At 68.4% G+C, this 26,593-nt stretch carries 29 protein-coding genes and 2 pseudogenes; 11 read left to right on the top strand and 20 right to left on the bottom strand.

What is annotated here, in order from left to right; genetic code table 11:
* Window positions 1–486 precede the first annotated feature (486 nt).
* Window positions 487–1,011 carry a transposase gene (locus ABZ656_RS08475; RefSeq protein ID WP_360265798.1) on the top strand — a complete coding sequence of 175 codons (525 nt, stop codon included), beginning with the start codon at window positions 487–489 and terminating at the stop codon, window positions 1,009–1,011.
* A 105-nt stretch (window positions 1,012–1,116) separates the two neighbouring features.
* Here ABZ656_RS08475 and ABZ656_RS08470 read toward each other — a convergent pair whose 3' ends face one another.
* Both ABZ656_RS08470 and ABZ656_RS08465 read right to left on the bottom strand, forming a co-directional pair.
* Window positions 1,117–1,374 carry a hypothetical protein gene (locus ABZ656_RS08470; RefSeq protein WP_360265787.1) on the bottom strand — a complete coding sequence of 86 codons (258 nt, stop codon included), beginning with the start codon at window positions 1,372–1,374 and terminating at the stop codon, window positions 1,117–1,119.
* Between the two features lie 201 nt (window positions 1,375–1,575).
* The gene (locus ABZ656_RS08465; RefSeq protein ID WP_360265785.1) at window positions 1,576–2,550 is read right to left on the bottom strand and encodes a hypothetical protein; all 975 of its coding nucleotides are present in this window, start codon (window positions 2,548–2,550) and stop codon (window positions 1,576–1,578) included.
* Between the two features lie 579 nt (window positions 2,551–3,129).
* Here ABZ656_RS08465 and ABZ656_RS08460 point away from each other — a divergent pair.
* Window positions 3,130–3,351 (top strand): annotated as a pseudogene (locus ABZ656_RS08460) (SpoIIE family protein phosphatase); the annotation flags it as partial.
* A gap of 153 nt (window positions 3,352–3,504) precedes the next feature.
* Here the strand turns inward: ABZ656_RS08460 and ABZ656_RS08455 are convergent.
* The 3 genes from ABZ656_RS08455 to ABZ656_RS08445 all read right to left on the bottom strand — a co-directional run bounded on the left by ABZ656_RS08455 (window position 3,505) and on the right by ABZ656_RS08445 (window position 6,874).
* On the bottom strand, window positions 3,505–3,930 hold the full coding sequence (locus ABZ656_RS08455) for a hypothetical protein (protein ID WP_360265801.1): 426 nt from the start codon (window positions 3,928–3,930) through the stop codon (window positions 3,505–3,507).
* Window positions 3,931–4,541: 611 nt separating this feature from the next.
* On the bottom strand, window positions 4,542–5,951 hold the full coding sequence (locus tag ABZ656_RS08450; RefSeq protein ID WP_360265783.1) for a hypothetical protein: 1,410 nt from the start codon (window positions 5,949–5,951) through the stop codon (window positions 4,542–4,544).
* A gap of 191 nt (window positions 5,952–6,142) precedes the next feature.
* Window positions 6,143–6,874 (bottom strand): thioredoxin domain-containing protein, encoded by a 732-nt coding sequence (locus tag ABZ656_RS08445; protein WP_360265780.1) that lies wholly within the window; start codon window positions 6,872–6,874, stop codon window positions 6,143–6,145.
* Between the two features lie 101 nt (window positions 6,875–6,975).
* On the opposite strand from ABZ656_RS08445, the gene ABZ656_RS08440 reads away from it, so the two are divergent.
* From ABZ656_RS08440 to ABZ656_RS08430, 3 genes are all read left to right on the top strand, one after another.
* Window positions 6,976–7,203 (top strand): hypothetical protein, encoded by a 228-nt coding sequence (locus ABZ656_RS08440; protein WP_360265777.1) that lies wholly within the window; start codon window positions 6,976–6,978, stop codon window positions 7,201–7,203.
* A gap of 644 nt (window positions 7,204–7,847) precedes the next feature.
* On the top strand, window positions 7,848–8,870 hold the full coding sequence (locus ABZ656_RS08435) for an LLM class flavin-dependent oxidoreductase (protein WP_101407386.1): 1,023 nt from the start codon (window positions 7,848–7,850) through the stop codon (window positions 8,868–8,870).
* A gap of 258 nt (window positions 8,871–9,128) precedes the next feature.
* Window positions 9,129–9,335, top strand: a complete 207-nt coding sequence (locus ABZ656_RS08430; RefSeq protein ID WP_180362696.1) for a hypothetical protein — start codon at window positions 9,129–9,131, stop codon at window positions 9,333–9,335.
* A 156-nt stretch (window positions 9,336–9,491) separates the two neighbouring features.
* Here the strand turns inward: ABZ656_RS08430 and ABZ656_RS08425 are convergent, their stop codons facing one another.
* Window positions 9,492–9,863 (bottom strand): hypothetical protein, encoded by a 372-nt coding sequence (locus ABZ656_RS08425; RefSeq protein ID WP_101407387.1) that lies wholly within the window; start codon window positions 9,861–9,863, stop codon window positions 9,492–9,494.
* Between the two features lie 457 nt (window positions 9,864–10,320).
* Window positions 10,321–11,013: a CocE/NonD family hydrolase gene (locus ABZ656_RS08420; protein WP_360265773.1), complete on the bottom strand. Its 693-nt coding sequence runs from the start codon at window positions 11,011–11,013 to the stop codon at window positions 10,321–10,323.
* A 93-nt stretch (window positions 11,014–11,106) separates the two neighbouring features.
* On the opposite strand from ABZ656_RS08420, the gene ABZ656_RS08415 reads away from it, so the two are divergent.
* On the top strand, window positions 11,107–11,616 hold the full coding sequence (locus tag ABZ656_RS08415; RefSeq protein WP_218978394.1) for a hypothetical protein: 510 nt from the start codon (window positions 11,107–11,109) through the stop codon (window positions 11,614–11,616).
* A 524-nt stretch (window positions 11,617–12,140) separates the two neighbouring features.
* On the opposite strand, the gene ABZ656_RS08410 is transcribed toward ABZ656_RS08415, so the two are convergent.
* On the bottom strand, window positions 12,141–12,605 hold the full coding sequence (locus ABZ656_RS08410) for a hypothetical protein (RefSeq protein WP_360265770.1): 465 nt from the start codon (window positions 12,603–12,605) through the stop codon (window positions 12,141–12,143).
* A 114-nt stretch (window positions 12,606–12,719) separates the two neighbouring features.
* Here ABZ656_RS08410 and ABZ656_RS08405 point away from each other — a divergent pair.
* A pseudogene (locus tag ABZ656_RS08405) lies at window positions 12,720–12,932 on the top strand (hypothetical protein); the annotation flags it as partial.
* Here ABZ656_RS08405 and ABZ656_RS08400 read toward each other — a convergent pair.
* The 3 genes from ABZ656_RS08400 to ABZ656_RS08390 form a co-directional block, all read right to left on the bottom strand.
* Window positions 12,838–13,701, bottom strand: coding sequence for an oxidoreductase (locus ABZ656_RS08400; RefSeq protein WP_360265767.1), 864 nt, complete (start codon window positions 13,699–13,701; stop codon window positions 12,838–12,840). The pseudogene ABZ656_RS08405 and the gene ABZ656_RS08400 sit on opposite strands and share 95 nt — an antisense overlap.
* A 15-nt stretch (window positions 13,702–13,716) precedes the next feature.
* Complete coding sequence (locus tag ABZ656_RS08395; RefSeq protein WP_360265764.1) at window positions 13,717–14,592, bottom strand: NmrA family NAD(P)-binding protein; 876 nt, start codon at window positions 14,590–14,592, stop codon at window positions 13,717–13,719.
* Between the two features lie 150 nt (window positions 14,593–14,742).
* On the bottom strand, window positions 14,743–16,164 hold the full coding sequence (locus ABZ656_RS08390) for an MFS transporter (RefSeq protein ID WP_360265761.1): 1,422 nt from the start codon (window positions 16,162–16,164) through the stop codon (window positions 14,743–14,745).
* A 110-nt stretch (window positions 16,165–16,274) separates the two neighbouring features.
* Here ABZ656_RS08390 and ABZ656_RS08385 point away from each other — a divergent pair, with 110 nt between their 5' ends.
* Window positions 16,275–16,901, top strand: coding sequence for a TetR/AcrR family transcriptional regulator (locus tag ABZ656_RS08385; protein ID WP_101408422.1), 627 nt, complete (start codon window positions 16,275–16,277; stop codon window positions 16,899–16,901).
* Between the two features lie 38 nt (window positions 16,902–16,939).
* Here the strand turns inward: ABZ656_RS08385 and ABZ656_RS08380 are convergent, their stop codons facing one another.
* The 3 genes from ABZ656_RS08380 to ABZ656_RS08370 form a co-directional block, all read right to left on the bottom strand.
* Window positions 16,940–17,329 carry a hypothetical protein gene (locus ABZ656_RS08380; protein WP_360265795.1) on the bottom strand — a complete coding sequence of 130 codons (390 nt, stop codon included), beginning with the start codon at window positions 17,327–17,329 and terminating at the stop codon, window positions 16,940–16,942.
* Window positions 17,330–17,925: 596 nt separating this feature from the next.
* Window positions 17,926–18,342: a hypothetical protein gene (locus ABZ656_RS08375; protein WP_360265758.1), complete on the bottom strand. Its 417-nt coding sequence runs from the start codon at window positions 18,340–18,342 to the stop codon at window positions 17,926–17,928.
* Between the two features lie 3 nt (window positions 18,343–18,345).
* Entirely contained in the window at window positions 18,346–18,783 is a 438-nt protein-coding gene (locus tag ABZ656_RS08370; RefSeq protein WP_360265792.1) for a putative adhesin, read from the bottom strand.
* A gap of 566 nt (window positions 18,784–19,349) precedes the next feature.
* On the opposite strand from ABZ656_RS08370, the gene ABZ656_RS08365 reads away from it, so the two are divergent.
* Window positions 19,350–19,748, top strand: coding sequence for a hypothetical protein (locus tag ABZ656_RS08365; RefSeq protein ID WP_360265755.1), 399 nt, complete (start codon window positions 19,350–19,352; stop codon window positions 19,746–19,748).
* A gap of 471 nt (window positions 19,749–20,219) precedes the next feature.
* Here ABZ656_RS08365 and ABZ656_RS08360 read toward each other — a convergent pair whose 3' ends face one another.
* The 6 genes from ABZ656_RS08360 to ABZ656_RS08335 form a co-directional block, all read right to left on the bottom strand.
* The gene (locus tag ABZ656_RS08360) at window positions 20,220–20,585 is read right to left on the bottom strand and encodes a hypothetical protein (RefSeq protein ID WP_101407394.1); all 366 of its coding nucleotides are present in this window, start codon (window positions 20,583–20,585) and stop codon (window positions 20,220–20,222) included.
* Between the two features lie 271 nt (window positions 20,586–20,856).
* Window positions 20,857–21,030, bottom strand: coding sequence for a winged helix-turn-helix domain-containing protein (locus ABZ656_RS08355; RefSeq protein WP_101407395.1), 174 nt, complete (start codon window positions 21,028–21,030; stop codon window positions 20,857–20,859).
* 169 nt (window positions 21,031–21,199) lie between these two features.
* Entirely contained in the window at window positions 21,200–23,908 is a 2,709-nt protein-coding gene (locus ABZ656_RS08350; protein ID WP_101407396.1) for a SpoIIE family protein phosphatase/ATP-binding protein, read from the bottom strand.
* Between the two features lie 107 nt (window positions 23,909–24,015).
* The gene (locus ABZ656_RS08345; RefSeq protein WP_180362698.1) at window positions 24,016–24,168 is read right to left on the bottom strand and encodes a hypothetical protein; all 153 of its coding nucleotides are present in this window, start codon (window positions 24,166–24,168) and stop codon (window positions 24,016–24,018) included.
* A 400-nt stretch (window positions 24,169–24,568) separates the two neighbouring features.
* Window positions 24,569–24,727 carry a hypothetical protein gene (locus ABZ656_RS08340; RefSeq protein ID WP_180362699.1) on the bottom strand — a complete coding sequence of 53 codons (159 nt, stop codon included), beginning with the start codon at window positions 24,725–24,727 and terminating at the stop codon, window positions 24,569–24,571.
* A 264-nt stretch (window positions 24,728–24,991) separates the two neighbouring features.
* Complete coding sequence (locus ABZ656_RS08335) at window positions 24,992–25,879, bottom strand: helix-turn-helix transcriptional regulator (RefSeq protein ID WP_360265750.1); 888 nt, start codon at window positions 25,877–25,879, stop codon at window positions 24,992–24,994.
* 166 nt (window positions 25,880–26,045) lie between these two features.
* Here ABZ656_RS08335 and ABZ656_RS08330 point away from each other — a divergent pair, with 166 nt between their 5' ends.
* Entirely contained in the window at window positions 26,046–26,261 is a 216-nt protein-coding gene (locus tag ABZ656_RS08330; RefSeq protein WP_360265789.1) for a 4-oxalocrotonate tautomerase family protein, read from the top strand.
* 120 nt (window positions 26,262–26,381) lie between these two features.
* The coding region (locus ABZ656_RS08325; protein WP_360265747.1) for a hypothetical protein at window positions 26,382–26,593 on the top strand (212 nt) is incomplete at its 3' end.

The following is a 26,593-nucleotide window of genomic DNA, read 5'->3' as shown; positions in this document are numbered from 1 at the left end:
CACAGGCTCGGCTCCTCCTTGACCCGCCCCACGAGGCGGGGTGGAATTGACGACGCTGCAGGCTTCACTTCATGTTGCGGACTGGTCGGTTGCACGCCCCCGCGGGGCGCTTGTCACTCCACTTCGACGCCGCCCTCTCGAACGACGCCGGGAGTCAGCTACCGGGGACCCTGGCGTCTCCCCGGACCGGACTTACACCGGCTGGCTATCCTGAGCTTGACGTCCGGTTACATCTGTCCACATCCCTTCTGGGCTGTGATGACGTCCGGACTGCTGGACGTACGATGATCAATTCCAAGGGGTGCCTGCGGAGATGAGAACGAGGGCGTCCAAGATCGTTTTGTGACGAACAACCTGGACACCCTCGCGACGGCACTCTATGCGACGACCGACGACCTACTGAAAGCGCGTCCGGACCTGGCTCCAGAGCGGCCGGCCGTGGGGATCACGCCACAGCTCACCGACGCCGAACTGGTCACCCTGGCGATGATGCAGGCCATGCTCGGTTTCACCTCCGAGGCCAGGTGGATCCGGCATGCCCGGGTCCACCTGCGGCATCTCTTCCCGTACCTGCCGCAGCAATCCGGCTACAACAAGCGGCTGCGTAAGGCCGCCGAACTGCTGCGCCGGGTCGCCCGGCTCCTGCTCACCGACCCCGCCCACCTGCGTGAAGACAAGCTGCTGCTGCGTGACCAGCTCACCGGAGCCTGTTCGGAGATGACCGCCCTGGCCGCCTCGGTGCGCGACTTCGCCACTCTGCTAACTCCAGACGAGGCCAACGCCGTGGCGCTGACCGGCTGGATCGCCCAGGTCCGGGCAGCGGACCTGCCCTTCATGCATTCCTATGCCACCGGCCTCGAGCGCGACCGCGCGGCCGTCGACGCCGCCCTGACTCTGCCCTGGCACAACGGCCGTACCGAGGGCGTCAACAACAAGATCAAGCTGATCAAGCGGCAGACCTACGGCCGCGCCGGACACCCCCTCCTGCGCCAGCGCATCCTGCTCAGCTGACCTCATGGCGATCACCGGCTACGAAAATCTTGTAGGAACCAAGAACAAGACACTCCCGGCTGACGGTTGCGTCGATCATCGACTGTTGGGTGGTCGAGGCGATGGTTAAGGGGTACCGGTAAGGAATGCCTGGTGCCGCAGGCCCTCGTCGTGGTCGAACGGGGACAGTTGGGCGCCGAGGTGTCCCGACTTCCTCCTCGATCTGAGGCGGGCGAAGATCCAGAGCAGCACGCAGGAGATCAGCACGCCCACGGCCGGGTCGGTCAGGGCGTCCGCCAGCTTCCCGGCGGAGAACCCGGAGCTGAGGGAGAACAGTGCGAACATGAACTTCAGGACCGCGTTGCCCAGGAGCATGAAGGCCACGAAGGCCAGCGGCACCTCGCGCCGGCTCTTGCGCGGCTTTCGCCCGACTCTTCTTCTTTCTCTTCTGCGTTCTTCATGGCGTTCCTAGCCCAGTCCGTTCTTCATCGCATTGGCGATTCCGGTGACCAACCCCGCGAGATGAAGATGGACATGATTTCTCGCGAGCTTCGATTCAACCTTCTCCGCGGCACTGAGGGTTTCTCACTGACCGGCGGTGAGGAACAGAGTTCCGACCAGAACTGACAGGAGGATCTCGTAGCCGAGGACGATGCAGGCCAGGGCCAGCACTCCCTTCTGCCACAGACGCGGTCCGCGGTAGGGAAGGAGCGGGGGCTGGTCCGAGGGTTGGAGCGCCGCTTCGGCCGGGGTCGTGCCGATCTCCGCGTGGGTGTGCCACCAGTGACGCAGCGTTTGGATCTTGGCTTCGAACTCCGAGTCCCAGAGCACGCGTCCGACACGCGGTACTGGCAATGGCGTTCGGCGACTGCTCGCTTCAAGGATGACTGGCCTGCGCCCGCCGCGGTGGCGCTCGACGGCGATCCCTTGAATCTCGTCCCAGGGAACGGTTCGGGGCCGCAGCCCTCGTATGACCAGGTGGTCGGCAGTGAGGATGACGCCTCTGCCGAAGCTCAGGAAGCCGGCGCCCAGCAGCAGCGAGATCGCGACGAGTGCGCCGACCATGCGGCCAAGGAGCGTCGGGTGATCAGCGCCGGGCCCCTCGGCGAACCCCGCCATCACCGCATCAGCCGCAAGCCAGCCGAGCAGCAAGGCCGTGGGCACCGACCGGCTTGGCGCAGGTCGCATGCCCAGTCGCTCGGGCAGCCGGCCGTAGGTACGCCCCCAGGCGCCGAGTTCACCAGCTGTGTCTTCGACTTGGGCCGCGCCGCCGTTGGCAAGCCACCAGCTTCGGATGGTCGCGACCTTGTCGTCGAACCGGCGGTCGCGGGACAGGAAACCGGAGCTGGGCATTCGTAGCGGGGTGCGGCGTCCGTCCGTCTCGTAGAGGACCACCCGCCGTCCGCCGGTGAACGGCTCGACCGCGACCTCGGCGACGTTGGTCCACGGGATGGTCCGGCGGCGCAGGTTATGGACGACGACCGCCTCAGGGGTCAGGGTTACCCCGACGTAGCGACTCAGCACCCACAGTTCGAGCGTGACGAAGAACGGCAGCACCATGGGCAGGACCCGCGACTCGAACGGCAGGCCGGGCAGCCCGGGCCGCTGGTGCGCCCACAGCAAGGGGTTCGACAACTGCATCAGAACGGCAGCGCCGAGGATCAGACCGAGTGGCAGGGACTGCTGCCACGAAGCCCGATAGCGGACTCGGACGACCATTCCCGACGATTCCGCTCCGCCATTGCGGGCTTCCTGGTTCACAGCTGTTCCACCCCTGCCGCACGAACAATGCGGGGCATCATGTCTGGTCAGGAACTGTTCACGCAATGGCTGTCGGCGGCCCCAGCCCGACAGAGCAACTGGCGGCCAGGGCGAGAACGTGCCTTCTGCTCGTAGCACCCACGGCGCTACTCCCGCTCCGGTCGTCCGCTTGGGAGCGCATCTGCCCGGGTGTTCGATCCGGGGGCATGGCCAGGTCGCACTGGAGCCCCCGGCCGCGGGTGGCCGTGAAGCCCTGGCAGGACGCTTCTCACTGCAAGGTCGTCTGCCGAACCAGAGGCTCACGTTGGTCACCTATGCTGCCACGCTCGACGTCCCCCGCCACATCGTCGAGTTCCTCGCCCGCCCAGCACGGGCCATGTGCCGTTGCTCTGTGTACGCGAGGACGGCAGCAGCGACATCCGCGAGCTGGGCGGTCCGGTGCCGGGAGTCCTGTCAGGCACCGACTACCTCGAGGAGACCTTCACCCTGGAGGAGGGCACCGCACTGGTCATGGTCACCGACGGTGTGGTCGAAGGGCCGGGCCTGACGCTGGACGCCGGCCTGGAGCGGGCCGGAACACTGGCCACCCAAGCCCTCCACGACGGACTGAACGCCGAGGCGATCGCTGACCGAATCTTCGACGCCGCGGTCGCGGTGGACCACCTCGCCGATCGGCACCTGATGCTCCAGAAGGTCGGCACCGAGCCGGTCCAGTCCGGCTTCCTGCTCCCCGATGTCCCAGCAGTCCACGACTCATTGAGTTGCGCTGGGACGACTGCAGATCCGACCTGCAAATGCGCCCGCCATGAGAGGGGCGATGATGAGCACCAAGATCACAAATCCCACGGCAGCGACTACCACCGCGCCATCCGTATGGACGTCGGGATCGCTCATGATCGTGAAGTCGGCAATCCAAAGGCACGGACCCACAGCGCCGCACGCTGCCAGCAGACGCCAGGCACGGGCACGCCCGAGAAGCCCACCCAACACCAAGGAAGGCACAAAGCCGCAGATCAGCATGCTCAGGACGAGGGCAATGCCCGTCAGATCCAGGACGCCCATCGCGATTGGCAGCCAAGGGCCGACAGCAACCCCTGTCGCCCACAGCAGGGATGCCGAGAGGAGTTCAGCGGACGCTCCTATGGTCGTCGCCCACTCACGCGCCGGCTTGTGCTTCATCGTCGCCCCCTGGAGCAGTTGAGCACGATGCTCTCATCAAATCTGAACACGTTCAATACTGGGCGAGTCACCCACCCCCTGTCTTCTACGCCGACCCGGAATCGAGTGCGCGTACTACGTCACCGGACCGCCGGAACGGTCGACCACCTTCACCGTGAAAGCCCACAAACCAGCCGAGTGGTATCACATGGCCCGGCTCAAGGTGACCGGGCCGGTGACGGACGACACGTCGCAATGCCGGTTCTGGTACCGGCAAGGTTCGGTGAAGTACCGGCAGGACCTGCGGTGCGCCAACCAGCACCGCCTCGCCAAGAAATAGAGCAACCAAGCACGCCCCCCAGAACATGTGGTTCTGGGGGGCGTCTTGACGTCACGGACCGGGGCGATGGACTCCCGGCGCCGACCGAGTTGTTGCTGCCCCCGACCCGCCCCGGGTGCTCGGTTCGGCAGCCTCAGGTGGATGCCGCGGCTCTGGGGACGGTCGGGCAGCTTCCCGTGCTCTTCACGTGCGCCTGACCGGCTGAAGCGAAAGGCGCAGGACGTACGGCTCGCAAAGAGGTCGTTCGGCCATGACGGGGTGAAGGGGCCCGGCACCGCCCGTGAGCCGTGGCTCAGTTCACGGTGAGGACGGCGGAGTCGTTGCGGCTGTTCGGATCGAAAGCGGGCCGATGGGAGTCGGCCGGGTCCGGGCCCCAGACCAGTTGGACGCCGCCCTTGGCATGTGTGACCACGTCGTCGACCTGGAGGGTCAAGGAGAAGTTGGTGACCTGTCCCTTGGGCACGATGATGCCCGGCAGGCTGCAGACGTACGGTCCCTTCGCCTCGGCAGCCGGGTTGTTCTCCTGCCACGGCGCGCAGTTGGCCGAGTGACCGACGGCGGTGGTGCCGGGCGGGAGCGTCACCCAGGCGGTGGGCACTCCCTCACCGCCGCTGCGGTCGTACAGGGTCGCCGGACCGTTGGCGGTCAGGTGGAAGGCGAGGGTCGCGGCCTTGCCCGCTCCGGCTTGAGCACTCGCGCCGGACACTGCGAAGTCGGCCGTGTTGCGGGCCCTCAGGGTGGCGATCCAGTAGTCGGTGACGCTACCCGTCTGCGGCAGGGAGACGGAGCCCGCCGGGGCCGAGGACCGCCGGCCCGCCTTGACCACCTTCAGTTTGAGCGCGGACCCCTTGCCCCACGTCCACTTGATGCCCTGGCCGTCCGGCCAGCCCGGCTGCCCGAGAGGCGCGGTGAGTGCGTCGAGGTAGGTGGACAGGGCGGTGGAGCCCACGTGCAGGCGCACGGGGGCGGCCAGGGCGGCCGTCTCGCCGATGTTGATGACACCCTTGGGGTAGCACTCCGCGAAGTGGATCGCGCCGTTGAACCCGTATTTGCAGTTGGAGTAGTGGTCGGCGAAGTCCAGGCCGGGCGAGGCGGCCAGGACGGTCTGCACACCGCGGGCCGGACGGTTGCCCACGTTGGTGAACCGGACCGGTTCGGCAACGTTGCTGCCGACCTTCAGGTTGGTGTGGTCGGCGAGGTGGTCGAGGCCGAAGGACGGCCCTCCCACGGTGACCGATCCCGTGCCGCCCACGATCTGCGCGTGCGCGGACCGGCCGGTGATCTTGTACGTTCCCGTGGCGCCCAGTCGGCTGCCCCTGAGCGCGGTCAGGGTCAGCCGGGTCATGGAGCCGAGGCCGATCTTCGGGTCGGAGCCCGACTCGAACGACTCCGAGCACGTGGCGATCAGGCCATGGGCGGTGCAGTTGCTCGAGAACGCCACCTTGGCGACCTTCGACAGACCCCGGGCGTCCACGGTCAGAGTGACATCGTGTGCCGTCAAGTTCTTGCTCTTGGTGTGGAAGTCGAAGTACACGCCGTCCGTGGCAGGAGCAGCCGGCAAGGCCGCCGGAGTCGGTGCGTCAAGAGTGATCACCGGCTGGCCAGAAACAGCACCGGCCGGGCCGACGCCCAGCAGCGAGGCGGCCAGACCCGCAGCCGAAAGGAACACTGCGGCTAAACCGGTGAGGGGATTACGTCTCATCAACATCCTTATGTTCGAAGGGGGTTTACGCAGGCCGCCGACCGGCGGTCAGCGTGGTGCGGCCGGGGGCTGGAGTACTGCCCGGTCGGTTCAGTGAGTCATCCGCCCGTCTCCTTCGCGGATGTGGCTGGAGCACGGGATCAGCAAGCCGGTCGCGCGGCCACACCACACCCCGGTGGCGACGCGATGGTTCACAAGGAGGTCTCTTCCCACTCCCAGGGCCTGGCGTAGATCATCTGCAGCAGTTCGGCGAAGGCATCGCTGTCGTAGAGCAGGCCGTTGTACTCCGTAGGGATCTGCTTGCCGTTGATCACAGCGGTGGGCGTTCCCGGTCCTTCGGGGTCCTTCGCTCCCCCGGCCCGCTCGTACGCTTTCTGGGAGGCGGTGACGAAGGAGCGGTACTTCGTGTTCTTCACGGCCGCGTTGAACTCCGGGGTGCGCAGGCCCTCCACCTTGCCGGCCAGTTCCAGCAGATAGGCGTCGGTGTAGCCGTCGGTGCTCTCCTCGGGCTGGTGGGCGTAGAGCACCTCGTGGTACTCCACGAACTTGCCCTGCTCCAGCGCGGCGCGCAGTGCGTTGACCGCCTTCTTCGACCCGCTGCCGCCGGCCCGGTCGTCCAGGAAGGAGGCCAGGGTGTACTCGGTTCTCGTCCGGCGGTCGAGCATCGCTTCCCGCAACTGCGAGGAACCGCCGGTGGTCTCGAACTTCTCGCAGTACGGACAGCGCGGATCCTCATACAGGTGCACGGTCATCTTCGCGTCCGGATCGCCCACCACGATGGTGGTGCCGTCCTTTCCGAGCTTCTCCGGCAGTTTCTCCGTGCTCCCGAACCCGGGCTTGGCCTGCGCCGCCCGCTGCCCGCACCCCGCCAGCATCAGCACCGCGGCCGCGCAGAGCACAGCCCACCGTCCCCCACGCACCATGCGTCATCCCCTCCCCAGAGAACAACGCGACCCTAGATCACCGGTATGACAATCGCCCACGCCATTTCCCTTGAGGGACCGTTACCCCTCCAAAGGCACGGTTGAGCGGCACGAAGTGGGTGGCATTCGGCAAGCAGCGCATCTACATCCTCTTCCAGGCCAAAGGCAAGAAGTCCTGGACGAACTTGGGCTCCGTCAAGACCGACTCGCACGGCCACTTCACCACCCGCTTCACCGCGAAGCAGGACGGCACCTGGGTCGGGGTCTACCTCGCGTCCGGCTCCTACGTGGACGCCGAGAGCTACCACGACTACGTGGACGTACACTGAGCAGCCTTCTCTGACGACCACCACGAAGGGCGCCCCGGGAACCTCCGGGGCGCCCTTCACCTTTGCGGCGGCGTGGCCAAGCGCCGCCAGGAGCTCCGCCTCCATCCGGTCCGCATCCAGGTGAACGGGAAGGGCGACGCCCAGCCGAAGGGCCGGTGGTGTTGGTATTGAGCCCTTTCGACCTGGTCGAGTTTCCACCCCTGGATCCCGACGACGAGGAAGAGGAGTGCGGTCGCCCGATTGCCTCCGCCGACGATGCCCTTGACGCGCTCACCTGTGCCGAGAGCGCCACAGGGGCAGTGCGAGGACGGTGGGTGAACGAAAGCGTCGCTCAGGATGAGTACGGGGACTTCGTACGCGCGGGGCGCCCGACCGACGCTTCACCCGAAGGGCAACCTTGGCCTGCACCGCAAGCCGGCCGCTGAAGGCCGGCATCACCAATTGCGGCCGGAGCCCCCTTCGAAGAGCGCCAACACCCCGGTCGTATCTCCACTCACCTCGACCGCCACAAAAGCAATCACTCGTTTTAGGCGTTGCGAGCCTGCCCGTAGCCGCAGATCTGTTGGAGGTCACCGGCCGTTCGTCCTGGTCGCACCGTGCCAATGCGGGGAATCAAACGCGGCCGCCGGACGCTTTGACCTCAAGTGAAGAAGATAGGTTTCCTCTCGTTCGGCCACTGGTCGCCGAGTCCGCACTCCAAGACCCGGTCCGCGGCCGACTTCCTGCACCAGTCCATCGACCTGGCGGTCGCTGCCGAGGAGCTCGGCGTGGACGGTGCGTACTTTCGGGTACACCACTTCGCCCGGCAGGCGGCCAGCCCGTTCCCGCTGCTCTCGGCCATCGGCGCACGGACCTCGAAGATCGAGATCGGCACCGGCGTGATCGACATGCGCTATGAGAACCCGCTGTACATGGCCGAGGACGCCGGCGCTGCCGACCTCATCTCCGGCGGCCGGCTGCAACTCGGCATCAGCCGCGGATCACCGGAACAGGTGATCGACGGCTGGCGTTACTTCGGTTACACCCCCGCGGAGGGCGAGACCGGCACGGACATGGCCCGCCGACACACCGAGGCTTTCCTCAAGGTGCTCGAGGGCGAGGGCTTCGCGGAGCCGACCCCCCGGCCGATGTTCCCCAACCCGCCGGGGCTGCTGCGCATCGAGCCGCACTCCGAGGGGCTGCGCGAGCGGATCTGGTGGGGCTCCGGCTCGAACGCGACCGCCGTCTGGGCCGCGAAGCTGGGGACGAACCTGCAGAGTTCCACGCTGAAGGACGACGAGACGGGCGAGCCCTTGCACGTCCAGCAGCGCAAGCAGATCGAGGCGTACCGCGAGGCGTACAAGGAGGCAGGCCACACGCGAGAACCGCGTGTGTCGGTCAGCCGCAGCGTCTTTGCCCTGACCAACGACCTGGATCGGGCCTACTTCGGCCATGACCGCAACTCGCGGGACCAGCTCGGCATGATCGACGACACGACCAGGGCGATCTTCGGACGCTCGTACGCCGCCGAGCCGGACGTACTGGTGAAGCAACTCCAGGAAGACGAGGCCATCCAAGCCGCGGACACCCTGTTGCTGACCATCCCGAACCAGCTCGGTGTCGACTACAACGCCCATGTACTGGAGAGCATCCTCACCCACGTAGCACCGGAGCTCGGCTGGCGCTGAGTGTTCTGCCGCCCAGCTGTGGACGACGGCGTTGTTCCCCAAGGGTGTTGTCGGCGTAATTCCCCAGGTCTTCGCCCGGCGCTCGGGCCACGGAGAGGGGAGTCTCGTCGAGTTGTCCTGGCTTGGTGATCGAACTGACGGAACCCATGGCGACGGCGGCGGTCCGTAGGCTCTCTCTCCGAGGCCGAGGGCGGCCGCCGCTCTGGTCCGCCCACCGCCCCGGTCCATGCAGCCACTGCCGCGTTTCCCTCCCCGGCTGTGACCAGCCGAGATTCCGTCGAGCTCGAATTGCTCAGCGTCCTGGTCCAACGCATCGCCGCCCTGTCTGACGGCAGGGACCTGGCAAACATCGGCTTTCTCGTCCCCGAACTCGCCCGACCCCGGCTGCATACCGGTGCCGAGTTCGTGATCAGCGAAGGGCTCAGGACGGTCACCCGGGCCGAGGCTCGTGAGCTGGCCGGGTGATCATGAGCACTGATGACGTTCAGGGGGACACAACCTGGCCACGGCGGCAGGGGGAAGACTGGTCCGTACACGGTCCAGGGGTGGCCGATGGCTACGACGCGAGCATTCGGCACCGCCGTTCGCGGTTTCGACTGCGGCCCCCGGGCAGTGGATGGGCTACCGGTTGAGGGTGACCGAGTTGTAGGGCGTCAGGTTGAAGCTCCCGATTTCCTGCACCTCGAGCGCCACGTGGCAGCCGACGCCGTTGTAGCCGGTGCACAGGCTCATGCTGGCGCCGCCGTACTGGTTGTTGAAGACGTAGTGGTCGCCGTACTGGTTGCTCAGGTTGTGGGCGCCGTAGCTCCAGTACACGTTGGTCGGCTGGGGGTCGAGGTACGGGTTGCGGTCCTGGCCCCAGATGCAGACGGCCCCGTACGGGCAACCATTCCAGTCGCCTTCAGCGGGCTTCGCCTGCGCCGCGCCGCACATCGCCACGACGGCGGTCGCCGCGGTCGCCGACGCGGCGACGCCGCGCAAGACTTTGCGCATGTCATTCCCCCTATGTCTGAACCGGTCGACGGAAAGGACATAACTATCGGCTGCGCGCCGTCGCTCTGACCATCGTTTCGACGGTGCCCGAAAGGAGTTTGGACCGGCAATACCGTAGGAGCAAGGTCGCGAAGTCGCAGGCCCTGCAACGCAAAGTCCTCTAGCCGACGGGTGAGCAACTGCGCAGGCCTATCGGCTGGAGGTGATGCCGCGGGCTGCGTCAGCGTGACGGGACGGGGTGTCCCGTCACGAACGATCCGGCCCCAGCCCCGGAAGAAGTCGGTCAGCTTCTCGACCGCGGACCCGACGTACGGCTCCTTGTCGTAGAGGTCGACATGGCTGGCGCCGTCGAGCCAGTGGAGCCCCTTCGGGGCGCGGGCGTTCTGGAATGCTTCCACGCTCATCCAGGAGGTCACCGCCTCGCGTCCGACGATCATGAGGAGCGGGCGCGGCGCGATCAGGTGGACGAAGCGGAAGGCGTCGAAGAAGGCCATGCGGTCGACGCCGGACCAGGTGAAGGACTTCGCCGAGCGTGGGTGCTGAGCGCGGTCCGAGCAGTAGTACTCGCAGCCCTCCACGGCATACCGGCACCCCAGCGCGCGGGCCTGCTCAGCCGTGTCGGGGAAGAGCGGGAAGGTCTGGACTCCCTCGCCGCGGCCTCGGCCGCGGCGAGCATGCCCTGGAAGACGGCCGGGTCCTGGGCGCCGTCGGCACCGTCACGGAACTGGCGGGCGATGTCCACGGCGCTGACGGTGCCGACGACCTTGATCCGGTGGTCGGACACCGTCGCGCTGAGGACGTAGCCGGCGGAGGCGCAGATGCCCAGCGCCCCGATGCGGTCAGCGTCGACATCGTCACGAGCAGTGAGGAACGAGACTGCGGCCTTGATGTCCTCGACCCGGTGGGCTGGATCCTCCAGGCCGCGCGGCTCGCCCTCGCTCTCGCCCTGGTAGGCGGCATCGAACGCGAGAGCGACGAAGCCCTGCTCGGCCAGGCGCAGCGCGTACAGGCCGGCGGCCTGCTCCTTCACACCGCTGCCGGGGTGGCTGACGACGATCGCCGGGCGTGGGCCGACGGCCCCGTCGTCCGGCGTGTACAGGTGGCCGGCGAGCTTCAGGCCGGCACTGGGAACGGTGACGTCGGTCCTCACAGGGATGCTCCAGTCGCAGAAGAACGGGCTCGCAGTGGGCGGGCTCCGGTGGCCTCCTGCCTACGGCCACACATCCACGGTGGTGTCGGAGCCATGGGGGTACCGGGGAAGGTGCTGTCTATGCACGCCAGTACCAGGCACGCGGCTGTCCGCCTGCGGACACTTGAGTCATGGAACTCCAAGGCAACGCTTCCGGCGGCAACGAGCTGCGGGGCGCTGTACGCGGACCGGCCGCGAGCCGCGCGCGAGTGCGTGGCTGTTCCGCGCATGGAAGCCGGCCTCCACCCCAAAGACCAGGCCCTCGCCACGCTGATCGGCGAGCTGAGCCTGCGCGATCCGGACTTCCGCACCTGGCGGGCCGGGCACCGGGTCCGCGGGCCGCGCCAGCTCGCCAAGACCTATCTCCACTCCGTCGCGGGCAGCATCACCCTGGACGTTCAGCAGTTCTGCGTCGACACGCAACCTGACCAGCAACTGGTCGCGTACACCGCCCCACCCGACTCTCCCTCCCAGGAAGCACTGCGTTTCCTCCTCCAGTGGGCGGCCCGTCCCGACCAGGCGAACGACGGTCCAGCCACGCAAGACAATCACCACAGGAAGTGATCAGGCGGTACGCCCCTGGGCAGCACAATCGCCGCGAGCTCATCCCCGCGGCCATGGGCCCCGCGTCAAGAGGGTGGATCACGTCACGGAGCATCATGGTCTGTGCGTGGAAGGCATCACTCGACGAGCGCCGGCCCGCTTCGAACACGCCGGCGAACCAGATCCCTTGAGAGCACACGCGAAAAGGACCAGATCATCTGAGACGGGGACCGGATCCTTGGAGACAGGACACGGGGAGAGGCCGCGAGAGGCAACAGGTGTCCCGTCTCAGATGATCTGGTCCAGCCAATCCGATCGACACGGGCCAGCAGTGCTCGTAGCCACTCCCCCGCTCACGGTCTTCGCCGGCACCCTCGGCCTGATCCCCCCGACAGCCGCCGCCTTGCGGAACGGGCCGACGTGTCCGGCCGCGCCGTCGACCCACGAGGGCCGACGGCCAGCCGCACGTCCATCCGCTACTGCCGACCCCCGAGGGACGCGTCGCCCGCCCCGACCCCGGGCCTCAGTCCTTTCCCCGCCGGCCCTCACGCCGCCGCGTCGTACGCGGCCCGCAACCGGACGCCGCCGGTCCGGGGCCTCGGGGCGTGCTCCGCGAACACAGCCAGACGCAGCACGAGATAGCGGCCGATCCCGACGAGCGCGGTGGCCGACAGGTACACCGTCTGCTGCAGGACGAGTCCGGCACCGGGACGGAGCACGGCCAGCGAGCCGACCGCGGCGGATGTGACCAGCCAGCCGAGGGCAACGGTGGCCGCGCTCTTCAGGTGGCCGGCCAGACCGGGCCGTCCGTGGCCGAACGAGACGCGGGCGTGCAGCTCGGTGGCGACCACGGTGGAGGCGACGGTGGTCAGCGCGTTCGCCGCCATCCACGGGATCCACTGCGAAAGCAGGACCAGTGCCGCCGAGGCAGCCAGGGTGACCCCACTGCCCAGCCCGGCGAACCGCCCGAAGGCCGCCGCGTGCCGGCGGATCAGTCGCAGGCCGTTCATGGTGATCCCCTCCCTGGCCGCTACCCCTGGCGGGGCCGTCGTCGTCATGCCGCAGAGCGTGGCCGACCCCCCATTCAGCGCGGTTTCAGAGCGTTCTCAGGGGAGCCGGCGGTGATGAAACCGGTGCGGCGATACACCGCCGCCCGTCTCGACCGTGATCAGCTGCCCGGCGGACTGGAGTTGGGGAAGCGCCCGGAGCCGGCCGTGCCCGCCGGGTGGACCACCGTCACCGTCAGGACCGCCCCTCCCAACCACCACGATCTGTGGACCCTGCGAGTCGGCATCCGCGAGGAAGAGCAGCCGGTGATCCTCGGCTGCGACACGGCCGACGACGAGGTCGTACACCGCAAAGGGTGTCGGCTCCGAGCGGGAGGCGCAGGGGCGGCTCGGGGGCGGCGGCCATCTCGACTATGGCGTGCGCGGCCTTGACCGGGTCGCCGGGCTGGGCGTGGTTCAGGCTCGCGGCGGCTGCACGCATCGCGCCGACGGTGGGCGCGTAGTCGTCGATCGTGTCGGGGCCGGTGTGCAGGCTGGCGGGGTCGAGGAAGTCGGTGCGGAAGAAGCCCGGTTCCACGAGCGTCACATGGATGCCGAGGGGGGCCAGTTCGGTGTACAGGGTCTCGGTGAAGCCTTCGACGGCGAACTTCGTGGAGGCGTAGATGCCCCAGCCCGGCGCGGTCGCGAAGCCCACGATGGAGCTGATGTTGATCACGTGGCCAGAGTGCTGGCGCCGTAGTACCGGCAGTACGGCGCGTTGGACGGCGAGCGGGCCGAACACGTTGGTCTCGAACACCGCGCGTACTGCGGCGTCGTCGGACTCTTCGACGGCGGCGAGCAGGCCGGTGCCGGCATTGTTGACCAGGACGTCGATCCGGCCGAACCGCTCGACCGCTGCGTCGACGGCCGCCCGGATGCTCTGCGGGTCGGTCACGTCCAGCGCCACGGTGAGCAGCGCGTCGCCTGCGTCGGGAAACTGCTCGCGGACGGTTTCGGCCTTCCGCGCGGTCGCGACCACCTGGTGGCCGGCGGCGAGGGCGGCACGGGTGATCTCCAGGCCGAAGCCCCGGGACGATCCAGTGATGAACCAAACACTCATTGTCTTCTCCAGTGTTCAGGCAGTGGGCAGGTCGAAGGCCGCGCGGTTTTGGGCGATGAGGCCCTCGACGTCGAGGGGGTCGCTGCCGCCGATCGTCTTCACCAGGTCGTTGGTGCCGGCGAAGACGCCGTTGCGGTAGTCGACGGCCACGGCGAGCAGGTGCTGGATCAGGTGGTCCGGCGCGCCGCGCCCGTGCAGGATGGCGGCGAATTCGTCGAGTTCGATGGGCACGTAGGTGACTTCACGGTCCAGCGCCCGCGACATCTTCTCGGCGATCTCGTAGTGGTTGAGCTCCTCGGCTCCGTACAGCGGGTAGATCTGGCCGGCGTGCGGGGCGGGGTCTTCCAGGATGGCCGCGATCACCTTCGCCTGGTCGCTTTCCGCGATGGGGGCGTGACGGCCGTCGGCGAACGGCAGGCGCAGTTCGCCGGTTCCATCGGCCCAGGTGTCGATCAGCCACTGGGCGAAGAAGGTCGGGCGGATGTGGGTGACGGGGACCGGGGAGTGGTCCAGGACGCGTTCGGCGGCCCAGTGCTGGCGTGCCGCGTTGCTGGCGGTGTTGCGGCGGGCGGAGACCTGCGACATGTTCACGATCGCCTGGACCCCGTTCTCCTCCGCTGCCTGGGCCACGTTCACGGTGGCGTCCATCAGGCCGGGGCGGATCGGATAGGTGAAGTACAGGGCGTCGATCCCCTTGGTCGCCCGGGCCAGGGAGTCCAGGTCGAGGACGTCGCCTTCCACGACGTCCGCTCCGAGGGCGGCGAGCCGCTCGGCGCGCCCGTCGAGGCCGCGGACGAGTGCGCGGACGCGTTGTCCGCGCTGGAGCAGGAGTTCGGTGGTGTGGCCGCCGGTCTTGCCGGTGGCCCCGATCACGAGGAGGTTGCGTTCCATGATGGTGATCTCCGTTTCTTGAGAGGGCGCTGGCGGGAACTCCGGCGTCAGTCCTTCGAGCGGGGGTCGCAGAAGATGAGTGAGGCGATGCGATGCCCGTCGCAGGAGGCTGTGGTCGCGGGCCCGAGCCGAGTGGCCGCGGCCCCGCGGTCAGGGTGTGTGGCGGGGCCGGAGGGCGAGCAACGCGGTGGCCGCGGCGATTCCGGCGCCGGCCTGGACGGACCAGGCATGGTCGAACCCGGTGGTCGTGGCCTGGGGGGTGAGGGCGACGAGCAGGGCCACGCCCACGGCGCTGCCGATCTGCCGGCTCATGTTGAGTACGGCGCTGCCGGTGGTGGCGCGTTCGGGTGCGAGGGTGCCGGCGGCGGCGAACAGCGGCGCCTGGGTCAGACCGCCGGCCAGGCCGATCAGGATCAGGCCCGGGAACATGCCGCCCCAGTAGTCGGGGGTGGTGTGCACGGTCGCGATCCAGTAGCCGGCGGCGAGTGCCATGGCCAGCGTGCCGGTCACGGCGGGGGCGGTGCGTCCGAAGCGGTGCTGGATGGGGCCGGCGTTCATGGCGAAGGCGATCGAGGTCAGGGGGGCCGGGGCGATGGAGACGCCGGCGCGCAGCGGGCTGAAGTGCCAGACCTCCTGCATGAACAGGGCGGTGCTGAGCAGGACGATGGCGAAGCCGGCGGCGAACAGGAACAGGGCCACGGTGGCGGCGGTGAACGGCCTGCCGGCGAACAGCTGCTTCTCGATCACCGGCGCCTTGGCGCGCAGGGTGCGCTCGACGGTCGCGGCAGCGGCCAGGGCGGCTGCGGCGAACAGGGCGACGGTGCGGATGTCCGTCCAGCCCCACCCTGGAGCCTGGACGGTGGCGAGCACCAGCAGGCTCACGGCGAGCAACAGTGCGAGGGCGGAAGCCGCGTCCGGCACGGCGGCACCCTTGGGCTGACGCACCTCGGGCAGCAGCAGCGCGCCGGCGACGAGGGTGGCGATGCCGACGGGAACGTTGATCAGGAAGATCCACCGCCAGTCGAGGGTGACGAGCAGACCGCCGACGGGCGGGCCCGCCGAGGCCGCGATCGCGCCCACGCCCGCCCACAGGCCGACCACCAGGGTGTGCCGGCGCTTGGGGAAGCTCGGGTAGAGCAGGCCGAGCGAGGTCGGCACGATCATCGCCGCGCCGACGGCCTGGAGAGCCCGGGCGCCGACCAGCACGCCGAGGCTGGGTGCGGCGGCCGCGACGGCGGAAGTGAGGGTGAAGAGTGCCACTCCGGACAGCAGCATCTTCTTGCGCCCCCGGTGATCCGCGATCCGGCCCGCGGGCACGAGCATGGCGGCGAAGACGATGGAGTAGGCCGACAGAACCCACGACACGCTCGCGACGCCCGTGCCCGGGAACGACCGGCCGATGCCATCAAGGGCGACGTTGACGACGAAGAAGTCGAGCTGTGCCATGAAGGCGACGGCTCCCAGCACCGCCATGATGCTCCAGCGGCGCGGATGACCCGCCTCGGTGACGGCCGGGGCCGGGCCGGTGTGCGGTGTCGTCGCGACCGCCTGCGGTGCAGCCTGTGTGGACATCCCGTCCGCCTCCCCAGAGAAATGGGCCTGACAGCCCTTTTTCGGCCTGCCCCCAGGAGACACTTCACAGAATGGGTTGTCAAGCCCTTTTTTGCGGTACGATGGCCGCCATGACCACCACCAGCGAAGCGCCGGGGCGGAAGCTGACCGCCAAGGGCCTGGCCACACGCGAGCGCATCGTCAGGGCGGCCGCCGAGCTGATCTACGAACACGGCGCGCAGAACACCAACAACGAGCAGATCCGGGAGGCCGCCGGAGTCAGCGGCTCACAGCTGACGCGCCACTTCCCCACCAAGGAGTCCCTGGTGCGCGCGGTGCTCGCCTGGCAGGCCGACAGCATCGTCGCCCGCCACCAGGCGCCCGAGCTGGGCGAGCTCGACAGCTTCGCCGCCCTGCGCCGGTGGGCCGACTCCTACATCGCCTCGCAGGACATGCTGCGCGGCGGGTGCACGTTCGGCTCCCTGGCCGCAGAGGTCGTCAAGACCGAGCCCTCCCACCGGGACGCGGTGGCCGACGGCTTCGAGCGGTGGCAGGAGCTGTTCAAGCGCGGCCTGAGCAAGATGCGCGAGCGCGGCGAACTTCGGCCGGAGGCCGACCCGGCCGCGCTCGCCCACCTGCTCGCCGCCGCGTTCCAGGGCGGAGCACTGCTGGACCAGGCGGCCGGCGAGTCCACACCCCTGCGTGACGCGCTGTACGGGGCCCTGGCCTACATCGAGTCATTCGCCGCAGAACGCTGACCGTGTTGCTGGAGTGCGGACCCTTGAGCGCGCAACGTTCAGGAAGCGTCTGAGGCGACCGGGCGGGGCGCCTGCTGGGACCGGGCCCGTGCCGTGAGCGGGAGTCCTTCGAATGCTTGATCGGCAACGCGCTCCAGCGCGACCGCGTCGAGCCCGGCCCTGGCCAGTACTTCCATGCCCCGGTTGATCGCCATGAGCAGTTGGCTGATCCCGGGGGTGTCCGCCTCGGGGTCGAGGTCGCCATGCCGCTGCGCGGCCTGAACGCACTCGGTCAGCGAGCCCTCGATTCTCCCGAGGGCCTGCCTGACGCGTACAACGGCCTGCGGATCGTGGTCTGCTCCCTCGACGACGAAGCCGGTCACCATGCAGCCGAGCCGGTCGGGGTCATCATGCACAGATCGCGCTGACCTCACGAGATATGCGTGCAGCCGTTCCAGCGCGGTGTCATCGGGGCCTTCGAGTTTTGAGGCAGCGTGACGGCGGGTGGCCGTAGGGTCCCGGACGGGTCCGTCACAAGAGGGTCGGGCGGTTCCGTTCCGTCAAGCATGGTGCCTCCGCTGTAGCCACAGGCGATCGACGGAACTCCGGCGTGAGCCGGTAGTTGGCCGGGTACGGGACTCGGCCGATCCGACGGCCCGCCGCCGTGGCCACTCTTTGCAGTCAATTCCCTACGTAAGGTTACGAATGAACGTGAGGATGGAACTCTGTGGGGTAGGTGGGGAATCGCCGGAGCCGGGACCACGCGAGTGGGCGACCGTACTCCGGAGAGAGGAACGGCATGACGACCGATGCGCTGGCTGAACTCGCGGCCGCCGGCGGTGCGGCCCTCGTCGCGGCGACGGCCACCGACGTGTGGCACACGGCACGCGTCGGCTTCCCTCGACTGCTGGGCCGGGACGGTCGACAGGATGCTGTTCAGGGGCAGTTGGAGGCACAGGCGGACGTGCGGAGATCCACGCCCAGCGCGGCAGCACGTCCACCAGGGTCTCGGCACCCGCGGAACGGCGTTCCACGCGTGCGCCCGTCACTTTCCCACCCCCGACGCCGGTACCGCGTCGTCGAATTCCCGCGGCGGCTGGTATCCGTGGTCCGCCACGTAATGCACGACCAGCGCCGGGGCGGCGTAGACACGGCCTTCGCCGCCCCGCACACGGACCTCTCCGCTGCCGATGAACACATCCCGGAACCTGACGTTCTTCCGCGCTTCCTGGAAGGTCGGGCAGAAGTCGCAGAAGTGCATGCCCCGGTAGACGTTCACCGTGTCCTCGGCCAGCTCCAGGAGGGCTGCCACGAATCCCTCGGGGACGTCGCCCCGCGGGAACTCGTGCCCCTCGGCGAGCCACCCAACGTTCAGCAGGGACGCGCCGGAGCCCGCGCCCTCACCCGTCTCGTCCGCGTCGTCCGAGTACTCGTACGGGCTGAGGTCGTTGCAGTACGCCATCGCTCATCTCCTGGGGTTCACATGCTCGCGGCAGATCACAACGCGGCACACGCCCATGTTCGGTTCCAGGATGTCGCTCAGTTCGGTGGGCCCCGACACGCTGATCGACCTGCTGCTGATGTTCGGTTTGCCGGGGGTGTCGACGGTGTAGCCGGGAATGCTCCGCCCCGGCCCGAACGTCTCGGCGGGCGGAATGCTCGCACCCGTTTCCACGGCGAGACCGATGGAGTCCTTGAGTGCGGCGGTGCAGCCGGTGCGGGATCGCGTTGCCCGAGGGCAGTCGGCGGTCGCGTCGCTGCTGCGGAGCGACCTGCCGTAGGAGGGCCTGGAGGCTGGTGCGGGCCCGGCGTGCGCAGCTCGATGCCGGTGGCGAGGCGATGCGGGCCCTGACCGAGGGCCGGCGGCACCCGTGGCCGCGGTTTCGGTGCCCGGAGTACGGATCGACGTGGTTCACCGGCGAAACACCGTTCGGCATCCGGAAGCGGTCGGACAGCCGGTCCTGCTCACCACGTTGTCGAACGCGGGCGTGGAGGAAGCGTTCGCGTTCAGCAGCCGTCACCGAGTCACGCCTGCCTGTGACGCCACCGAGGTCGTCGGCGATGGGGAACGGTCGGCCAGCGTCCCGTCCCGCAGGATCTTGCCTCCGTCTCACCGGACTTTCCCCGACTCGCAAGCGCGGGACAAGGGCAGGTGAGACAGCCCACGTCACCGGGGTGCAGCTCAACGGCCGCCAGTGTCCTTTGACAACGAAGACAGTCGGAGGCGGTGCCTCTGACCTGGGACGACTGGGTCGACTGGGTCGACTGGGTCGACTGTCAAACAGCCCATCTCGGTATGTGCACGGTGAGGCAGCGAGGTGGTGATCCGACACCAGTTACGAGGTAGTGACGATCGGGGGCCAACTTCTTGGCGCGCCGACTGCTCTTCTTCGGTGAAAGCGCGCCAATTGGGCAGCTGTGAACTCTAGTTGACGCAAAGGGAACGAAGAAATCCAAGGAGACCTGAGCATGAAGCCTGGTATGAAGCGGCTCGCGGTAGCCGGCGCGCTGGGTGTGACCTCAGCAGCGCTGGCGGCATCCCCGGCGTTCGCGAAGAGCGACATCTCGATTCAGGCCACCCCCCACACCGTGCATGCCGGCCACGTCGTGAAGGTACACGGCCAGGGCGACGACGACGCCGAGCAGTACACCCTGCTCGTCGTACAGGAGCGGTCCGGCAAACCCGGACACTGGGGCCGCTGGCAGGCCGTCACGCGGAGCTTCAACGGCGATGCGCGCGCGAACGTCAAGGCCACGCGCACGGGCGAGCTGCAGTTCCGTTCAGTGCTGTACTCGACCGACAAGCACCACCAGCACGCGAAGACGGACCGCACCTCCACGCCAGTGACCGTCCACGTCGTCCGCTAGCCGGCGCACCCTTCGATGACCGTGGCCAGTGCGGGCCACGAGTGCGGAACAGGTGCAGTCCCCTCGGACGTGTTCGTGGTCTTCGGCCATTGCCGCCGGCGCTCCGCACACGCGTGCACAGAATGTGTGAGCGGGCGGCCCCTCTCCGCCGCCGGCACTGGACCGCCGGAAAGGCAACCCGCACCATGTACGGATCTGGGATACAGCCGGCCGGAGGCCAGTACATCGGCGTACGTCCGGTACTGGTCCCGGCAAACCAGGACCCAGCGCTTACACGTCGCCACGTCCTCAAGCGCGCGTCACAGAGAACAGCGCAGCGGAGCGCTACGCGCACGGCCGAAAAGGGAAACGCGAAATTCGGCGTGACCCTGCACGGGTGACGGTGTACCGGACAATGAATCAGATTCCGGTACACCACCATTGCCGTCTATTCGGTGCGGTCAGTCTTCCGCTGCGCCTCCGGAAAAATCATCAGCCGTCATACCAGCCGTACTGAGTGATGGTGCCGTGACCGCTGCAGCCGCCCCCGAAGTCCCAGAAACCGGGCCCCTGCAGCGGTCCATGGATGTCCGTGCCGTCACTGCAGTGAGTCCACGCCCCGCTGCGGCCGTAATCGACGGTGACCGTTGCACGCCAGGACACCCCGTTGAAGGAGTACGTGTTGAAGCCGTGATTCGGGACATGCATGGGGCTTACTTTGCCCGACTGCCAGACGACGTGGTGCGTCACGTCCGCTGTTGTCGAGTTGGGCGTCGCCGCCTCAGCCGCTCCACCCATGGCGACGGTGCCCGCGATGGTCGCGGCCCCGAAGAACAGGCTGATCGCTTTTCTGTGCACGGGTCAGTTCCCCCTGTCGCAAGTTTGGTCATGTGCACGCTATTGAGATTTCCTGATGCAAGTCAACTGAACCAAGGAGTTGAAATAAGCCAAAGGAGGCAGAGAGAAATGGAACTTGTTTCCTCATTTCGTCCAGACATCATTTACGCTGGTGGGCAAGGAGTTCCCATGGACAAGGTTCGTGAGAACGGAACCTGGTGGCTTCGTCAGCGGTTCGTAACGACGTGAGTTCCCGCCGAGACCGCCCAGCACTAGGTTGCGGCGGTCATGGTCACAGCCAGCCGCGGCGGATGAGGGCGGTGACCGCGACATCGGGTACCACCGCGGTGAACCGGGGCGGCCGCCCGGTCGCTCCTGCCACCAGGCCGTTGTTGACCAGCGCGGCCAGGAGCCGTGCCACGGCCGGAGTGGACAAGCCGCAGGCGTCAGCCAGTTCGCGGACCAAGCCTCGGACAGCACGCGCGGTGAGCCGAGGCTAGGTCGTAGCCGGTCACGCGTGCAACCAATCAGTCCGGCTGCATTGAGCCGCGACAACCTACAGCGTTGCGCTCGCGGCCCCGGTTGCACGGTCGGGGCGCAGCGGAGGTCGCGGGCAGCCGCGAGGCGGGGCCGGATCAGGCGGGCGGCAGGGCGTTGGGCGGGGCTTGTTCGGTGGGCTGGTCCACTGCGGAGAACTGCTGTTCCGTCCAGATGACCTTTCCGCCGGATGTGTAGCGAGTACCCCAGCGGTCGGCGAACTGGGCTACCAGGAAGAGGCCCCGGCCGCCTTCGTCCATGGTGGTGGCTCGGCGCAGGTGCGGAGAGACGCTGCTGCCGTCGGAGACCTCGCAGATGAGGCTGCGGTCGCGGATCAAGCGCACACTGATGGGGCCGGTTGCGTGCCGGATGGCATTGGTGACCAGCTCGCTGAGGATCAACTCCAGAGTGAACGCTTCCTCTTCCATATCCCAGTCGCCCAGGAGCCGGGTGGCGGCAGCACGCACGCCGGCAACGGCCGAGGGGTCGGACGGTACGTCCCAGGACGCGGTGCGACTGCCGTCGAGCAGCCGAGTGCTGGCGACGATCAGGGCTACGTCGTCGCGTGGCGCTACGCGGACCATGGCATCCATCGCTGCCCGGCACACCTGGTCCGGCGTTTGCCCGGCGTGCGCAACAGCACGACGCAGGAGCTCGATGCCTTGATCGATGTCGCGCTGCCGGTCTTCGATCAGGCCGTCGGTGTAGAGGACGATGGCGGTGCCCTCGGGCAGAAGTATCTCTGTCTTTTCGTAGGGCAGTCCTCCCAGCCCCAACGGCGGGCCGGCCGGTACGCCGGGCAGGTCCGCATGCCCGTCCGGGCGCACGATGATGGGTTCCAGGTGGCCCGCCCTGGCCATGCTGCAGAGACGGGAGATCGGGTCGTAGATCGCGTACAGGCAGGTGGCGCCCGTGAGTGTCGGTGTTTCACCGTCGCCGTCCCGGTCCTGGTCGATGCGGCTGACAAGTTCGTCCAGGTGACAGAGCAGTTCGTCAGGTGGCAGGTCGAGCGTGGAGAAGTTGTGGACGGCGGTGCGCAGCTGTCCCATGGTGGCGGCGGCGTGCAGTCCGTGCCCCACAACGTCGCCCACCACGATGGCGACGCGGGCTCCGGGGAGGGGTATGACGTCGAACCAGTCGCCGCCGACACCACCGAGTCCTGCCTCCGCCGGAAGATAGCGGTGGGCCACGTCGACCGCGCTCTGCTCGGGGAGCGCGTGCGGCAGAAGGCTGCGTTGCAGCGTGACCGCCATGGTGTGCTCGCGGGTGAAGCGACGGGCGTTCTCGATACTCACCGCCGCGCGGGCGACCAGTTCCTCTGCGAGCGAGAGGTCTTCCCGCGTAAACGGGGTCGGCTCCTTCGAACGCCAGAACGTCGCCATGCCGAGAATCACTCCGCGGGCTCGCAGGGGAGCAGTGATCATGGAGTGGATCCCGTATGCCACCAGTCTGCGAGCTAGGTCGGGGTCCTGTGCCTGCCAGCCGGAGAAGGCTGCCAGGTCGGCCTCCAGCACGATCTGCCCGGAACCGAAGCCGGATGCCTGTGGTGTTGTCGGGTCGAAATGGATGAGCTCACCGGGAGGGTAGAGCGGCGCATCCTTGCGTATGCCGTCCACTACGACACGACGTAGTTCCGCTGCACGCAATGGGTTCGGTTCGTCGCCGCGCAGCACGGCATCGACCAGGTCGACGGTGACGTAGTCGGCGAACCTGGGCACGGCGAACGCCGCCAGTTCCTGAGCCGTGTGGGTCACATCGAGGGTGGTGCCGATGCGTATACCAGCGTCGTACAGCAGTTTGAGACGTTCCTGGACTACTTCCACCCGGCCCATCAGTGCGCTGAGTTCGGTTGTGTCGCGCAGCGTGGCGACCCAGCCTCCCAGCCCGGGCTGCTGCGCCATGGGGCGTTGGCTGACGGCCAGGATCCGGTCGCCCACCTCGATGACCTCGTCCGTGGTCGCCCTGCCCGACAGGATAAGCCGCTCGGCCTTCGGTTCGAGCCCCAGATCCGTGACGGGCCGGCCGTCCCCGTCGGCCCTCAGCCCGAGCAGGCGCCGTGCTTCGTCATTGGCCAGCAACAGACGACCCTGGGAATCGACGATCAGAACACCTTCCCGTACCGAGTGCAGAACAGCATCGTGGTGCTCGTACATGCGGGTCATCTGCGTCGGGCCGAGGCCGTGTGTCTGACGGAGCAGGCGCCTGCTGATCAGCGCTGTTCCCCCGGTGGCCGCCGAGAGCACCACACCGGTTGCCCCCAGGACGAGTGGCACCTGCCGCCCGGCTGCCAGGCTCACCTGCTTGACCGCGATGCCCGCAGACACGAGACCGATGACCCTCCCGTCACCTGTGGTGACGGGAACGACGGTGCGGACCGAGGGGCCAAGTGTCCCGGCAGTCGTTTCGGTGACGATCCCGCCGTGCCGCGCTGCCGCGATGTTGCCGATGTAGTGCCGGCCGATCTGCGCGGGGTTCGGATGGGTGTAGCGGATGCCCGTGGGACTCATCACGACCACGAAGTCCACGGCGGTGCGTCGGCGGGTTTCTTCGGCCTGCGGCTGAAGCACGGCGGTCGGATTCGGGCTGGACAACGCCTGTCGCACGGTGGGGGAGGCGGCGACTGCCGAGGCAACGGCCAGTGACCGGTCGCGGGCCTCGCGCTCGGCGTCGGCCCGGTACTGGAGCATCAGGGTGGCGACCGCCGCTGCCGCAAGGGCCAGGATCAAAATGGCCTGCAGGAGGAAGACCTGGCCCGCGACGGTGGGCAGTCCACGCCAGGACCGCATACGTCCGATCAGCTGATGCATATGCCCATATAACATCGCGGATATATCAATAACACCCCCTAGGTGACATACAGCCTCACCGGCAGTTCGAAGCGTGCCCGGATGAGTACGCACGGTGAGCGCGAGTCTCACCCGGTGTCGCCGTCGGCCCAGGTGAGCACCCGGGTCTCCGTCTCCGCGCAGTCGGCGCCCTTGGGTTCCCGCCGAGAAGGCGCTCGTACGCTGCGGGCGCGGCGAGTGAGCGGCCCGGCCCTCGCCACTGGGTCTACGCTGCCGCTCATGACCAGCAAGATCCCCGTACGCGGGGGCAGGAAGGGCCGGCAGCACCGGGCGCCCCCGGACGATCTGCGGTCCTTCTGAATCAGTTCTGCACCCAACAGACCGGCGGCCCAACCAACGTGGACGAAGCCGCGCTCTTGGAGTGCACGAACAACCACTACGTGTGACGGATCAGGGCCAGGCCCTGCCGAAGTAGCCCGGGGCTCCAAGGCCAGGTGCCAGGGACCAGGCCGTGTCCGGTGGGTCGCGTACCGTCTCTACGTCCTCATCGTTTCGGTCGGCGTGGGACGAGGCGACCTGTCGAACGAGGAATGGGCCCGGCTGGAGTGCCTACGTCCATCACAACACCGTCACGGTCGCTGCGATCCAGTTGTGGCTCCGGAGATGATCCGAGTCCGGCGGTTACGCCTCGCGCACGATGAACAGCGGGAGCTGCCCGTGCAGCACGTCCGTCCGCGGCAGCCGCAACCGGAAGTGTTCCTCGATCGTCAGTACGCTCAGTCGGCGGACCCGTACGGCATCGGCTTCGCGAAGATCCGACTGTGCCGGCAGGACTCCCACCTCGGTGAGAGCTGGGACCAGGGGCGGTGCTGACGCCGCAAGCCGCCTTCGCCGCTCGGCCTGCGCCTCCGTTGCATCTCGCCCCAAGTCGAGAATCGCCGCGCCTACGCGGAGCTGTCCGCGCCCACGCCGACTCCGTCAACTCCTCGTCCCACCCCAAGATCAATTATCAGACACGCCCGAGTGCTTGCTGAGCGTCGTTGACGATGGCCACGAGAGGCGGGAGCCCGCCGCACGGGCGGTTCCGGGCCTGGCCATCCACTCTCAGCCCGTGTGGACGCCGCCTTCGGTGCGGAAGGCGCCCTCGGTCGCCGCCATGTCCTGCGTGCCGATGACGCCGAGCAGCTCAAGCTGAGCGGCGCCCTCGGTACCGGGCGGTGCCGTGAACCACAGGAGGCGCTGGCGGCCGTCCTCGCTGAACAGACTGTGGCAGTCCAACTCGATGACGCCCAGCGCGGGGTGCACGATGCGCTTGTGATCGGTGCGGCGCAGGCCGACGTCATGGGTGTCCCACAGGGCAGCGAACTCCGCGCTGCTCCGCCGCAGTGCGGCCGTCATCCCGGCGACCTCGGTGTCGCGGCCCCGGCGGGCGGCGACTGCCTGCAGGTCAGCGACGAAGACCCGTGAGTGGTGCGGATGGTCCTCGGGCGGGTAGACCGCGCGGGCGGCCGGATCCGTGAACCAGCGGTACGCGAAGCCGGTGGCCGGGCCGCGCGGCTCCGGAGCCCGGCCGAGCAGTGCCGCGGCCAACTCGTTCTGGACGAGGGTCTCGTGCAGGTCGGTGATGACCTGGGCCGGGGTGGTGGCCAGCCGGTCCAGCAGCCCGAGCAGGGCGGGCTGGACGTGCCGCGCGCTCACGCCGTGCGCCGATGCGGGCAGCGGCCGGTCGGCGAGATGGAACAGGTGGTCGCGCTGGTCGCCGCCCAGCCGCAGCGCCCGGGCGAGGGCGGCCAGCGTCTGGGACGACGGCTGGGCGCCGCGTCCGCGCTCCAGCTCGGTGTAATAGTCGGCCGACAGGCCCGCCAGTTGCGCAACCTCCTCGCGCCGCAGGCCGGGCACCCGGCGCCGGGGCCCGGCGGGCAGACCGACGTCGCCCGGCCGGATCCGATCACGCCGGGACCTGAGGAACGCCGCAAGCTCGGGAAGATTCACCCGCTCATCGTCGCCTCTCCGACGGGGTCCGAGCCAGGGGCTGGTGACCCCCGGGTGGGCTCAGCCCTGGCCGGAGCAGGTGACTGGGACGGATGGTTGCCCCATCGGGGTCGACCTCCTGCTCGTTGTGAGCAGCTCCGGCGCCCCCGCACGAAGAGAGATCACCATGCCGTTCGCGAACTTCAAGGTCCCCGCCGGCGCCCTCACCGCAGAGCGGAAGGAGCAGATCATCACGCGCACCACCGACCTGTACGCCGAGATCTTCGGCGACCGCGCCCGGGCCACCACCCTCGTACTGGTCGAAGAGGTCGCCGACGCCGGATGGGGCATCGGCGGCGGTGTCCTGACGCTTGCCAAGATCCGGCAGACGCCGCAGGAGTGACGGCCTTGCCGGTCGCCGCCCGCAGCGCGGCCCGCATTCGTCGCCCCGTGGAGGGCGGCGCGGATCTCGACGAGGCCGCAGCCACGGCGCAGTGCCGCGTCCCGGCACGCGCCGCCGCCCGTGGCGCGGGAACTCGTCGACGGTCATGAAGCCGTCCGGGAAGCCCTTCGGCCGAACCAGGCGCGGTGGCGGCGCCGGCGGGCCTGGTTCGACGGGGCGGGCGGCCATCTCGGCCCGGTGCGCGTGGAAGCCCGGACCGCCGCCGAAGACCCAGGGGTGCACGGGTATGCCGCCGCCGAAGACCCAGGGGTGCACGGGTATGCCGCCGCCGG

It is taken from the genome of Streptomyces sp. NPDC007095 (assembly GCF_040634475.1).
In the GTDB taxonomy this organism is placed as follows: Bacteria; Actinomycetota; Actinomycetes; order Streptomycetales; family Streptomycetaceae; genus Streptomyces.
Note: the sequence above shows the minus strand (reverse complement) of the source record. Positions and strands in the feature narration are given on the sequence as shown.